The sequence below is a fragment of the Acidobacteriota bacterium genome (assembly GCA_016195325.1).
In the GTDB taxonomy this organism is placed as follows: Bacteria; Acidobacteriota; Polarisedimenticolia; order JACPZX01; family JACPZX01; genus JACPZX01.
Genome location: JACPZX010000029.1, coordinates 1 through 13,077 on the forward strand (window position 1 = coordinate 1; position 13,077 = coordinate 13,077).

Genomic DNA, 13,077 nt, shown 5'->3' on the forward strand with positions numbered 1-13,077 from the left:
CAGGTCCTCACGGGGGTCGCGTCCTTCATCGCGGAGCGCCGGCACTCGGGGCTCCTCCAGGTCTTCGGCAGGCTCGCCCCCGGCGCGACCTTCGAGGGGGCGGAGGCCGAGATGAGAACGATCGCGGCGCGCCTCGCGCGGGAGCATCCGGAGGAGAACAAGGGGTGGAGCGCCACCGTCCTCCCGCTCACCGAGGCGGTCCTCGGCCCGAACGACCGCGCGGCGTGCGCGCGCGGGGCGGCGCTCGCGCTCGGCATCGCGGCGCTCGTGCTCCTCATCGCGGGGGCCAACGTCGCGAACATCCTCCTGGCGCGCGCGCTCGATCGCCGGAAGGAGATGGCCGTGCGCCTCGCTCTGGGGGCGAGCCGGATCGACATCGTCCGGCTCCTGCTCCTCGAGAACTTCCTCGTCGTCGCCGCCGGGGCCGGCGTCGCCCTCCACCTCGCGACGTGGGGGCGCGACCTCGTCCTCCACGCGGGATGGCCGGCGCTGCCGCCGACGCTCGACGTGCCGATCGACGCGCGCGTCTTCGCCTTCGTCGTCGCCGTGGCCTCGGCGGTCGGCGCCTCGTTCGGCCTCCTCCCGGCGCTCCAGGGATCGCGCCCCGACCTGCGCGCCGCGCTCGCCGCGGGCTCGGGCGGGGCGGCGACGCGACGCGGGGGGACCCTCCGCACCGCGCTCGCCGCGGGCCAGGTCGCTCTCGCCGCCGCGTGCCTCGTGGCCGCCGGGCTCTTCCTCGAGAGCCAGCTCAACGCGGGGCGCGTCGATCCCGGCTTCGAGCGCGAGAGGATGCTGGTCGCCTCCTTCGACCTCGGGCTCCAGGGATACGATCGCGATCGGGCCCAGGCCTTCCAACAGCGCGTCGTCGACGAGGTGTCGAAGATCCCGGGGGTGACGTCGGCCGCCGTCGCCGATCGGGTCAACCTCATCGGGGGCGGGATGCTGACCACGGCCTACCTCGAGGGGAGCCCGGCCGACGGCCTCGTCCTGCGCGCCAGCACCGTGGGCCCCGGATACTTCGAGACGATGGGGACGCCGATCGTCGCGGGGCGCCCCTTCCAGCGATCGGACGGCGAGCCGGGGGCGCTCGGCTGGGCGGTCGTCAACGAGACGCTCGCGAAGAAGCTCTGGCCCGGGGCGGACGCGGTCGGCAGGAGGTTCAGGCTCGCCAACGTCGACGAGACGTGGGTCGTCGTCGGCGTCGCGAAGGACGGCCGATACGACACCTTCACCGAGGAGCCCTCGCCCCACCTGTTCATGACGACGCTGCAGGTCCCGGTGACCGACCTGACGCTCCACGTGCGGACATCCGCCGACCCGGCGGGGCTCCTCGAGGCGGTGCGGCGCGAGATGCGCGCCCTCGACCCGACCCTCCCGCTCCGAAGCGTGAGGACGATGCCCGAGGTCCTCGATCAGGCGATGTGGCGCCAGAAGCTGGGGACCGACTTCACGATCGCCCTCGCCGCGGTCGCGCTCGGGCTCGCCGTCCTGGGCGTCTACGGCGTGATGTCGTGCGCCGTCGCCGAGCGCCGGCGCGAGATGGGGATACGGGCCGCCCTCGGCGCCCGCCCGGCGGACCTCCTCTCGCTCGTCATCGCGCGCGGCGTGAGGCTGACCGTCGCCGGGCTCGCCTGCGGATTGACCCTCGCGGTCGCCGCGTCGCGCTGGCTCTCGGGGTTCCTCTTCGGCGTGGAGGGAGTCGGCGCCGCGACGCTCGGGGCGACCGCTTTCGTCCTGCTGGCGGCGACGCTCGCGGCGTCGTATTTTCCTGCCGCCCGCGCCGCGAGGTCGGACCCTCGGGAGACGCTGCGGGCGGAGTGACCGATGCCCTCGAAGCGCCCGCTTCCTTCCCGCGTCGTCGCCGCGATCGACCGATCGAGGATGCTGTCGATCCGCGCCGGCCTTGCGCATCGCTTCATCGGGATCTGGGCGGTCGTGGTGGAGCGCCGCGTCTTCGTCCGCTCATGGAGCCTCGAGCCCCGGAGCTGGTACCGGACGTTTCTCGAGGATCCGATCGGGGCGATCCAGGTCGGCGGCCGCACCCTCGCGATCCGCGCCGTGCGCGCGCGCGGCGAGCGGATGAAGGACGCGGTCAGCCGCGCCTACCTCGAGAAGTACCGGCGGGGCTCGATCGCTGGTGGACGAAGACGTCGAGCGGCGAGCCGGCGATCGGCGCGACGTACGCCCTGGGCTTCGGGCCGGGGTACGACTGGCGCGCGCGCGTCGCGAAGTGCCACCCCGGCTCCGAGTTCGAGCTCGAGATCACGGCGGCGGGGCCGGACTGGATCGGCACGCGGGTCGGGTGCCGGCTGGAGCCGGAGGGGGCCTCGGTCACCCGCGTGAGGTTCCATCACACCGGGTGGCCGACCGCGAACGAGCACTGGCGCGTGTCGTGCTACTGCTGGGCGATGTATCTCCGTCTCATGCGCCGCTTCATCGAGCACGGGGAAACGGTTCCCTACGAGGACCGGCTCGACGTCTGACGACGCGGGCCGACGTCCAGGAGGCGTGATGCGAAAAAGATGGATCTCGATCGCCGGGGTCGTGATGGCCGCGGCGCTGGCGCCCGCGCGCGCGGCGGCGCCCCCGCCCCTCTCCCCGCTCGACTTCCTCATCGGATCGTGGGTGGCCGGCGACAACTCGGGGGCCCTCGGGCCCGGCACCGGCTCGTGCTCCTTCGAGCGCGGGCTCCAGGATCACGTGATCGTGAGGACGAACCACGCCGAGTACCCGGCCGCGAACGGCGCTCCCGCCCGCAAGCACGACGACCTGATGGTGATCTTCCCGGCGGCCGGGGGAGCCGTCGAGGCGAGCTACTTCGACAACGAGGAGCACGCCATCCACTACGCCGTCACGTCGCCGGCGGCGAACGAGGCGGTCTTCGTGAGCGACGCCGCCTCGGCCGCGCCGCGGTTCCGCCTGACCTACAAGCTCCGCCCGGACGGCGTCGTGCTCGGGGAGTTCTGGATCGCCCCGCCGGGCCAGCCGGAGGCCTTCAAGTCCTACCTGACCTGGGAGCTGAGGCGCCCGCAGGGCAGGTGAGACAGAACCTCCACCTCGCGTGGCAGGCGTGGCGCGGGCGGCGCGCGAAGGAGAGGCTCGGCCCGCACGTCGGCGCGCTCCTCGTCACCACCGTCGCCGGGACCTTCGCCATGGATCCGGAGGACCGGGGGGTCGGCTGGATCCTGCGGCGCGACGGCGAGTACGGCCGCGAGGAGCGCGAGCGCATCGGAGGCCGCCTCGATGCGGGAAGCCGGCTCCTCGTCGTCGGCGCCCACGTCGGGTCGCTCGTCGTCCCCCTCTCCAGGCTCTGCCTCGCATCCGTCGCCATCGAGGCCAACCCCGCGACGTTCCGGCTTCTCGAGATCAGCCTGGCCCTGAGCGGCGTCACGAACTGCCGGGCGCTGAACGTCGCCGCCGGCGATCGAGACGAGGCTCTCCCCTTCCTCGCGAGCCGCGCGAACTCGGGGGGGAGCAAGCGAGTCCCGAAGGAGCGGCGGTTCATGTACACGTACGACGCCCCGAGGACGATCGAGGTCCCCTCGCGCCGGCTCGACGATCTCCTCCCGGGCGAATCGTTCGACGTCGTCGTCATGGACATCGAGGGGTCGGAGCCCTTCGCCCTCTCGGGGATGCCGCGCCTGCTCGCCTCGGCGCGGGCGCTGGTGGTCGAGTTCGTGCCGCACCACCTGCGGCACGTCAGCGGCGTCACCGTCGGGGAGTTCGTGTCGCGGATCACGCCTCACTTCTCGAAGCTGACGATCCCGTCGAAGGGGATCGAGGTCGGCGCCGGCGGCTTCCGCGCCGCGCTGCAGGGGATGTTCGACCGCGACGAGGTGGACGACGGCCTGATCTTCGAGAAGGAGCGGGCTCGCGCATGAGATGACGGAATGACGCCGCACGGATAGTATGCCTGCCGCGTTGGAGGGCCGAGCCGCGCATGCCGGATGACACGGACCGTCGAGTTCCCGGGGAATTCTCCGGCACCCTCTCCCTCGGCGACATCGAGCGCGCGATCGATTCCCTCGCGGTGGCGGCTTACACGTGCGCCGCGGACGGCTCGATCACGAGGTTCAACGGCGCCGCGGCGGCGATGTGGGGACGGGTTCCCGCCCTGCGCCATCCCGCGGACCGGTTCTGCGGCGCCGCGCGGCTCAGCACCCTCGATGGCTCGCCTCTCCCGCACGACCGGACGTGCATGGCCCAGACGCTGCGCCTGGGGTGCGGCTACGCGGACCAGCCGCTCGTCGTCGAACGACCGGACGGCCGGACGATTCGGGCCCACGCCCACTCGATGCCGGTGCACGGCGCTGCGGGCGAGCTGGTCGGCTCGGTCAATCTCCTCGTGGAGTCGGCGCCCCCGGGCGCGGCGCCTCCCCTCCCCGGCGCGAGCTGGACCGACGCGGCGCTCTCGGCCGTCGGCGCCCAGTCCCGCAAGGGGTACTTCCTCGCCGACGAGCGCGCGGACCGGATTCTCTTCGCGAACTCGCGGTTCTTCAGCATCTGGGACATCGAGCGACTCGAGGCGGGAGCACGCGACGGATCGATCACTTCAGGCGAGATCGACCGCCACCTCGACGAGAGGACGCGGGAGAACGCCGAGGGGGAGCTGCGCCTCGTCGACGGCCGGGTCCTCAGCGTCGCCTCCACCGAAGTCCGCGACGCCCGGGGCGGTTACGTGGGGCGCCTGCAGCGCTTCGAGGACGTCGCCGAGACCCGGCGCGTGGAGACCGAGCTTCGAAGCGCGCGCCGACGCTACGAGACGCTCGTCGACACGGTGGAGGGCATCGTCTGGGAGGCGGACGTCGACACGTGGCGGTTCACCTTCGTGAGCGAGTTTGCCGAGCGGCTCCTCGGCTATCCGCGCGCGGAGTGGTACCGCGACCCGAGCTTCTGGACGGCGCACATCCATCCCGACGACAGGGAGCGCGCCGTCGCGTTCTGCATCGAGGCCACCCGGCAGCGCGCTCACCACGACTTCGAGTACCGGATGATCGCGGCCGATGGAACCGTGGTCTGGCTTCGCGACATCGTTCGCGTCGTGGCTCCCGACGGCGAGCCCGTGAAGCTCGTGGGGCTGATGATCGACATCACCGACCGCCGGAGGGCCGAGGCGGCGCTCGGGGAAAGCGAGGCCTTCCTGAGGCTCTCACAGCGGGCCGGGCGCTCCGGAAGCTGGGAGTGGGAGCTGGCGTCGAACCGCGTCAGGTGGTCCGAGGAAATGTGCCGGATTCACGGCATCACGGCGCCGGAGTTCGCCGGCACGCTGCACGCCGCGACGGCGCCCGTTCATCCCGACGACCGCCCGAAGCTCGAGCATGGGATCGAGCGCCTGCTGCGGACGGACGTCTTCACCGACATGGAATACCGCATCACGCGGCCCGGCGGGGAAGTCCGCGTCGTCTGGGGAAGCGGCGAGATTCAGTTCGACGAAGGCGGCCGCGCCTTCGCCGTCATCGGCACCGTCACCGACATCACCGAGAGGAAGCGGGCCGAGGAGGAGCGCCGCGCGCTGGAGACGCAGTTCCGGCACGCGCAGAAGCTCGAGAGCCTCGGCGTCCTCGCCGGCGGGATCGCGCACGACTTCAATAACCTGTTGACGGCGATCCTGGGGTACGCGTCCCTCGCCCTCGCGGACGCCCCGAGCGGCTCCACCATCGAGCCGCAGATCCGCAAGGTCCTCGAGGCGGCCGAGCGAGCGTCCGACCTGACGAACCAGATGCTGGCCTACTCGGGGCGCGGCCGGTTCGTCGTCGAGACCGCCCACCTCGACGCCATCGTCGCCGACATGGCCGCGCTCCTGAACCTCGTCGTCTCCAAGAAGGCGCACCTGCGGCTCGATCTGCATCCTGCCGCGATCGACGGCGACGCGACGCAGATCCGGCAGGTCGTCATGAATCTGATCACGAACGCCTCGGACGCGCTCGGCGAGCGCGACGGGATCATCGCGCTCCGCACGGGATCCCGCCGGTTCGAGGAATCGGAGCTCGTCTCCCCCCACCTGCCCGAGAAGCTCCCGTCCGCCGCGTACGCTTTCGTGGAGGTTGCGGACGACGGCGCGGGGATGAGCGAGACGACGGTGCAGAGGATCTTCGATCCCTTCTTCACGACGAAGTTCACCGGACGGGGACTCGGGCTGGCGGCGGTCCTCGGCATCGTCCGTGGCCACGGCGGGACGATTCAGGTATCCACCCGCCCGCAGGGTGGAACCACCTTTCGCGTCGTCCTCCCCCTGGCCGCGGAAGCGCCGCGCGCCCTCGGCGAGGAGGCCCCCTCGAGAGCGTCCGCCCGCTCCCATCGGGACGCCGTGCTCCTCGCCGACGACGACGAGTTCGCGCGGTCCTTCACGCTGCAGGTCCTCGAGCGGGCGGGGTTCGACGTGGTGGTCGCGACGGACGGCGCGGAGGCGATCGAGAAGTTCAGGGACCGCGTGGGGGAGATCCGGGCGGCGATCCTCGACGTGACGATGCCGCGGATGGACGGGTGGGAGACGCTCGAGCAGCTCCGGCGGCTGCGCCCCGGGCTTCCCGCCCTGATGATGAGCGGCTTCACCGAGAGCGACATCCTCGACCGGGCGCCGCAGAGCGCGCAGGCGCCCTTCCTGCACAAGCCCTATCGCCCCGCCGATCTCGTGGAGCGCGTCCGGAGCCTGGTCGGGATCGATCGGCCCGGCCGGCCGTGAGGGGGCGCGCGCTCAGGCGACCGTGCGCGTCGGGCCTGCGCTCTCCACCGGAACGTCCTTGCGCACCGAGCGCACCCCGGCGCGCTCAAGGAAAGCCTTCGGCGGCTCGCCCCCGATCCGCACGATGACGTCGTCGTTGGCGAGAAGCGTCGTCTGACCGGCCACGTCGAGGACGGCGACGTCGCTTCGAATCTCTCGGACCTGCGCGCGGAGCAGGAGCTTCACGGCCCCCGCGCGGACTGCGGCCGCGAGCTTCGCCTGGTTCCTCTCGCGGGCCTTGTCGATCCGGGCGGCGCGATGGCAGAGCGTGACGTCGGTGCCGGGCTGGTTCGAGAGCCCCAGCGCCGATTCGACCGCGCTGTCCCCCCCGCCCACGACGAGGACGCGCCGTCCCGCGAAGACCTCCATCTCGGCGACGTCGTAGACGACCTTCCCGGCCTCCTCGCCGCGGACCCCGAGCCGCCGCGGCACACCGCGCCGGCCCATGGCGAGGACGACGCGACGGGCCCGAAATATCTTCCCGCCCGCCTCGACGTCGAAGAGGCCGTTCGCGCGGCCGACGCGCGTCACCTCGTGCCCCGTGAGGACGCTGAGCTTCGTCTCGGCGATGATCGCCTCCCACACGTGGATGAGCGACTCCTTCGAGGCGTCCGCGATCCAGAGATCTCCATACAGCGGCATCTTCACCGGCTCGGCGAGGAGGAGCTTGTGCCGCGGGTACTTGCGGATCGTGTCCGCGACGCTCCCCCGCTCAAGGACGGCGTACGACAGATCCGAGCGCTTGGCCTCGAGCCCCGCCGACAGCCCCGCGGGCCCCGATCCCACGATGACGACGTCCCTCACCCCCGGAGCCGGGGGCGCCCCCGCTCTCTCGAGCCGGACCTGCTCGGCGATGTGCTCGATGGCGATCTTCCCCTCGTTGACGGCGTTCTTGATCAGCCCCCGCCCGCCCAGCTCCCCGACGACGTACAGGCCGGGGACGTTGCTCTCGAAGTGGACGTCGACGTCGGGGACCTCGACGCGCTGCACCGAATCACCCGCGGAGAGGAAGATGGCGGCGACCGGACACGCCTCGACGCACTTCCCGTGTCCCTTGCAGAGCGCCATGTCGACGACGGCCCTTTTGCCGGCCATCGCGATCGCCCCGGGCTCGGGGCAGACGGGGACGCACAGCCCGCACCCGACGCAGACGTCGCCGCGGACGATGGCGTGGAGGGCCGCCGAGCCCGCCGCCCCCGCCCGCGACGCGGTCAGCGCTTTCAGGCCCACGACCTCGAACGCCCCGAGCGGGACGCCGCACTTCGCGCAGGAGTGCGCTCCCTCCGGGTTCACGGCGCCGCAGCGGGGGCAGGCGTTCCGGATGCCCGATCGCCGAGCGATGCCGGCGGCCATTTTCCGGAGGTGGCGACGCATCGCGAAGATCGTGATGGCGAGAAGGACGATCCCCGTGATCAGGTTGGCCATGACGGCCCGGGGAGCATCAGTGGAACCAGGTCGCGCCGACGGCGATCGCCACCACGACGTGCACGACGACCGCCACGAAGGCGGTGACCGCGACGGGCTTGTGCAGCGCGTGCCAGAGGCCGAACGCCCGCTGCGTCGCCGCGAGCCTCCGGATCTGCTGAGAGAGAGCCATCTCGCGACGCGCGAGCTGGACCACCCGCTCGATCGCGGCGCGGTCGAGGGCGCGCACCCCCTCCGCGCGCCGGCTGAGGGTGATCTCGAGCCTCCGGGCCGCGCGGCGCCGCACCAGGTCGTCCCGCAGCATCGCGCGCGAGGCGCCCACGAACCCGGCCGCGCGCGCTCCGGCGTCGTCGACGGTCAGGAGACCTCGGACGGCGCTGGGCGTCAGCCCGGTGCTCGCCACGAGATCGAAGAGGATCTGCTCCCGCTCGGCGGCCACGTCGTCGCGCGTCATCTCGACGCCCGTCCGCTGGCGCGGGATGCGCGTGTACAGATAGCGGCCGACGAGGCCGCTGAGGTACACGACGAAGAGCGCGGCGTATCCCAGACCGATCATCCCGGTGAAGCGCCATCCCGCGTGCGTCGCTGCGGCCCACGGCACGACCAGACCCGCCGCCACGTGCCATGTGAGCCAGACCGGGAGGCGGCCCGTGAAGGCGAGCTTCGACATGAACCTCTTGCGGATGGGGTAGAGCCAGAGGAACAGGAAGAGCGCGAGAGAGATGATCCCGAGCGACTGGCCGATGTAGCCCGACGCCCGGAGCCAGGCGTGGAGCGGATGCCGGACGCGGACGGCCGGGGGCGCGGCGTAGTACGAGAGGCCCGCGAAGTTGATGACAACGAGGCCCGCCGTCAGAAGACCGACCGCCCATCGGGGCCCCTGGCTCTCCGACGCGGGTTTCGCCGCCGGGCGCGCCGGGTGTCGGGGCGCACGGTCCGGGACCGCGGGCGGCGCCGGCTCGCGAACTTCCGCAGCGTCCCGGCCTCCGCGGCGAGATGCGGCGATCTGCGTCGATTGGCTCATCGTGTCGACCTCATCATGATAACTGGGGCGCGAGCACCACCCGCAGCCGGGTCGCACGACAAAGCCGAAAGACCGGAAGCTCCCGACGCTTCCGATCCGCCGGGTGCAGCGGCGGCAGGAGAGGAGCCCGGGAGACCCGGGGCTCCGCGCGGACGGTCAAGTATAGGCGAACCGGCCACCCGGGCAACGCGCCGCCCTGGGCCCGGGGCGCAAGGCCCATCGGGGATCAGCCGACGATCGGGATCGCGCCGCGCACGAAGTAGTAGGTCACCATCGCCACGGCCGCGGAGGCCGGGATCGTGAAGATCCACGCCCAGACGATGTTGCCCGCGACCCCCCACCGGATGGCGGACAGGCGGGTGGTCGCCCCCACGCCCACGATCGCGCCGGTGATCGTGTGGGTCGTCGAGACCGGGATGCCGCCGAGCGACGAGGCGATGATCGTGATCGCCCCGGCGGTCTCCGCCGCGAAGCCGCCCACCGGCTTCAGCTTCGTGATCCGCTGCCCCATCGTCTTCACGATCCGCCAGCCGCCGCCGAAGGTTCCCGCGGCGATCGCGCCGTGGCAGGTGAGAATCACCCAGAACGGCACCTCGAACGAGGACAGGCTCCCGTTCGCGTAGAGAAGCCCCGTGATGATCCCCATCGTCTTCTGCGCGTCGTTGGTGCCGTGGCCGAGGCTGTAGAACCCTGACGAGACGAGCTGGAGGACCTTGAACCGGCGGTTCACGCGCCCCGGCACCGAGTTCCGATGCACGTAGTTGATCAGCGACATGATCGAGAAGCCGAGGACCATGCCGATGACCGGCGAAAGAAAGATCGCGCCGACGGTCTTGTACCAGCCGGAGGGGATGATCGCGGAGATCCCCGCCTTGGCGATCGCCGCGCCGCCGTACCCGCCGATGAGCGCGTGCGACGAGCTGGAGGGGATCCCCCCCCACCAGGTGACGAGGTCCCAGACGATCGCGCCCGTGAGGGCCGCGAGGATGACGTAGTTGTCGACGACCTTCGTGTCGATGAGCCCGCTGCCGATCGTCTTCGCGACCGCCGTCCCGAAGCCGAACGCGGCGACGAAGTTGAAGAGCGCGGCCCAGGCGACCGCGCGCGTGGGGCTGAGCACGCGCGTGGAGACGACGGTGGCGATCGCGTTCGCCGCGTCGTGGAATCCGTTGATGAAATCGAAGGCCAGGGCGATGACGATGGCGCACACGAGAAACGTCGAGATGGTCACGGCGCGCTCCCGGAACTGTGTGGAAGAGCGCGCATTGTACGGGCGATCGCGCGCGACGGTCAACCCGACGCGCGACTCCGCGCCCTGGCGCGGAGACCGAGCATGAGGCGTCCGGAATCGCACATCGCGTTCCCATGGGCGGAACCGGGAGACTGAGCCCCCGGGCGCTCCGGCCGGCGGCGCGCGCGGGCGCGTGGCTTCGGACTTGCTTCCGAATCTCGTGATCGGCCCGCCCGGCTGGAGAACCGCCCGTGAGATGGATCTGGCTCGACGTTCGGCATGCCCTGCGCGGCCTGCGGCGCGAGCGGTCGTTCGCGGCCGTCGTCGTCCTGACGATGGCCCTCGGCATCGGCGGGAGCACCGCGATCTTCACGTTCGTGGACGGGATTCTCCTCCGCCCGCTCCCCTACCCCGAAGAGGATCGGCTCGTGATGATCTGCGAGACGAACCCGGAGCGGATGGGCGATTTCTGCGCCGCGTCCCCCGGCAATCTCGCCGACTGGGCGCGGTCGTCGCGCACGATCGAGGCGATGGGGCTGGCGCGGGACTGGCCGTTCATGATCCGGCACGGGGCCCTCAAGGAGGGGGTTCCCGGAGGCATCGTCGCCTCGAGCCTCTTCGAGGTCTTCTCGGTCCGGGCCGAGCGCGGCCGCCTCCTCGTCCCCGAGGACAGCGACGCAGGGCGCGAGCCGGCCGCCGTCGTCACGCATGCCTACTGGCAGCGGAAGCTCGCCGGCGCGGCGGACGTCGTCGGGTCCCGCATCCAGATCGACGGGGAGTCGCGCACGATCGTCGGCGTCCTTCCGGCGGGGTTCGAGATCCCCGGACTCCCGCGCCCGGAAGTCTTCATCCCCCTCTGGGCCGAGAGGGCCGGCAACCACGAGTGGCGCGGCTTCCGGCCGTTCGGCCGACTCGCCCGGGGGGTCACGCTTCAGGCCGCCCGATCCGAGATGATCGCGCTCCGCGCGTCGCTGGAAGCGGGTCACCCCGACGCGAACCGGGGGTGGGGGATCGCCGTCGACTCGCTCCGGGAGAGAACGGTCCGATCCGTGCGCCCCGCGCTCCTCGCCTTCCTCGGGGCGATCGGCCTGGTGCTCCTCATCGGCTGCGCCAACGTGGCCCATCTCATGCTCGCGCGCGCGACGGCCCGCGAGAAGGAGATGATCGTGCGAGCCGCTCTCGGCGCGGGGCCCGGGAGGCTCATCCGCCAGCTTCTCGTCGAGGGCCTCGTCCTCTCGATGCTCGGCGGGGCGCTCGGCTCTGTCGTCGCGGCATGGGGGACCGACTCGATCCTCGCGCTCGCGCCCCCCGACATCCCCCGCCTCGCGGACGTGAGGATGAGCGGGAGCGTGCTCGCCTTCGCGCTCCTCCTCTCCGCGTCGGTGAGCCTCGTCTTCGGCCTCGTCCCCGCGTGGTTCGCGAGCCGCCCCGCGCTCCACGAGGCGCTCAAGGAGGGGCGCCACAGGGGCGATCAGCACCGGGGCGGGCGTCTCCGTCACGCCCTCGTCGCGATCGAGGTGGCCCTGGCGACGATGCTCCTCATCGGCGCCGGCCTCCTCCTCCGGAGCTTCGACAACCTTCTCGACTGGCGCCCGGGGTTCGACCGCGGGAACCTGCTCACGGTGTCGGTCTTCAGCTCGCCGGGAGATCGCCCGTCCGCCGCCTCGGCGGCCGATCTCTTCGCGCGCATGGAGGAGGGGCTCCGCGCGATCCCCGGCGTGGCCGGCGCCGCCGCGGCGTCCGCCGTGCCGCTTCGCGGCGGGGACGGGAGCGAGGAGTATTCGATCGAGGGGCGCCCCATCCTTCCGGCGGGCGAGCGCCCGTCGGTCCTCTGGTTCGACGTCGGCCCCGCGTACTTCCGGACGATGGGGATCCCGCTCCTCCGCGGGCGCTCTTTCAACGACGCCGACGACGCACGGGCGACGCCGGTGGCGATCGTCAACGAGACGATGGCCCGGCGGCTCGATCCCGGAGGAGAAGCGATCGGGCGGCGCGTCACGCTCGCGGCGCACCAGGCGACGGTCGAGATCGTCGGCGTCGTCGCCGACGTGCGCCCGTTCAGACCCGACGCCGCCCCCGATCCGGAGATCTACTGGCCCCAGCGGCAGGCGCCGCGGTGGGCGACGATGTTCGCCATCCGAACCGCCTCGGCCGGCGCAACCGCCGCCGCCGTCCGGGCGCGCCTCGCCGGGATCGACCCGGACGTCGACATCGGCCTGTTCGCCACGATGGATCAGCTCGTCGAGAAGGAGCTCGTCCGCCCGAGGTTCTCCATGCTGCTCGTCTCCCTCTTCGCGCTCCTCGCCCTCGCCCTCTCGACGGTGGGTGTCTACGGAATCCTCTCGTACACCACCGAGCGGCGCGCGCACGAGATCGGCGTCCGGCTGGCCTTCGGCGCGCGGCCCCTGGACGTGATGCGCACCGTCGTCACCGGCGGGATGGCCTGGGCGATCGCCGGCATCGCGCTCGGCGCGGCGGCGGCCGTGCCGCTGATGGCGAGCCTCCGGCACCTCCTGGTGAACGTGAGCCCCGCGGACCCCGCAACCTTCGCGGGCGTCGCAGGGCTCCTCGCGCTCGTGGCGCTCGCCGCCGCGTCGATCCCGGCCCTGAGGGCGTCGCGGATCGATCCCATGGCGACTCTTCGCGGCGAGTGAGCCGGCGCAGTCGTCACGATCA

General features: G+C 72.1%; 10 protein-coding genes. 7 read left to right on the forward strand and 3 right to left on the reverse strand.

What is annotated here, in order from left to right; translation table 11 throughout:
- From HY049_06765 to HY049_06790, 6 genes are all read left to right on the forward strand, one after another.
- On the forward strand, nt 1–1,821 hold a 1,821-nt coding region (locus HY049_06765), incomplete at its 5' end, for an FtsX-like permease family protein (GenBank protein MBI3448598.1).
- Nucleotides 1,822–1,824: 3 nt separating this feature from the next.
- Nucleotides 1,825–2,343 carry a DUF2255 family protein gene (locus HY049_06770; protein MBI3448599.1) on the forward strand — a complete coding sequence of 173 codons (519 nt, stop codon included), beginning with the start codon at nt 1,825–1,827 and terminating at the stop codon, nt 2,341–2,343.
- On the forward strand, nt 2,340–2,483 hold the full coding sequence (locus HY049_06775; protein MBI3448600.1) for a hypothetical protein: 144 nt from the start codon (nt 2,340–2,342) through the stop codon (nt 2,481–2,483). The genes HY049_06770 and HY049_06775 overlap by 4 nt, the downstream gene beginning before the upstream one ends.
- 28 nt (nt 2,484–2,511) lie before the next feature.
- Nucleotides 2,512–3,042 (forward strand): hypothetical protein, encoded by a 531-nt coding sequence (locus HY049_06780; protein MBI3448601.1) that lies wholly within the window; start codon nt 2,512–2,514, stop codon nt 3,040–3,042.
- Nucleotides 3,039–3,881 carry an FkbM family methyltransferase gene (locus tag HY049_06785; protein MBI3448602.1) on the forward strand — a complete coding sequence of 281 codons (843 nt, stop codon included), beginning with the start codon at nt 3,039–3,041 and terminating at the stop codon, nt 3,879–3,881. The genes HY049_06780 and HY049_06785 overlap by 4 nt, the downstream gene beginning before the upstream one ends.
- Nucleotides 3,882–3,940: 59 nt before the next feature.
- Nucleotides 3,941–6,682 carry a PAS domain-containing protein gene (locus tag HY049_06790; protein ID MBI3448603.1) on the forward strand — a complete coding sequence of 914 codons (2,742 nt, stop codon included), beginning with the start codon at nt 3,941–3,943 and terminating at the stop codon, nt 6,680–6,682.
- 12 nt (nt 6,683–6,694) lie between these two features.
- Here HY049_06790 and HY049_06795 read toward each other — a convergent pair whose 3' ends face one another.
- The 3 genes from HY049_06795 to HY049_06805 form a co-directional block, all read right to left on the reverse strand.
- Nucleotides 6,695–8,146 carry an NAD(P)-binding domain-containing protein gene (locus tag HY049_06795; protein MBI3448604.1) on the reverse strand — a complete coding sequence of 484 codons (1,452 nt, stop codon included), beginning with the start codon at nt 8,144–8,146 and terminating at the stop codon, nt 6,695–6,697.
- Nucleotides 8,147–8,162: 16 nt separating this feature from the next.
- Complete coding sequence (locus HY049_06800; protein ID MBI3448605.1) at nt 8,163–9,170, reverse strand: hypothetical protein; 1,008 nt, start codon at nt 9,168–9,170, stop codon at nt 8,163–8,165.
- Nucleotides 9,171–9,396: 226 nt separating this feature from the next.
- Nucleotides 9,397–10,401, reverse strand: a complete 1,005-nt coding sequence (locus HY049_06805; GenBank protein ID MBI3448606.1) for an inorganic phosphate transporter — start codon at nt 10,399–10,401, stop codon at nt 9,397–9,399.
- 251 nt (nt 10,402–10,652) lie between these two features.
- On the opposite strand from HY049_06805, the gene HY049_06810 reads away from it, so the two are divergent.
- Nucleotides 10,653–13,055, forward strand: coding sequence for an ABC transporter permease (locus HY049_06810; protein MBI3448607.1), 2,403 nt, complete (start codon nt 10,653–10,655; stop codon nt 13,053–13,055).
- Nucleotides 13,056–13,077: the final 22 nt, after the last annotated feature.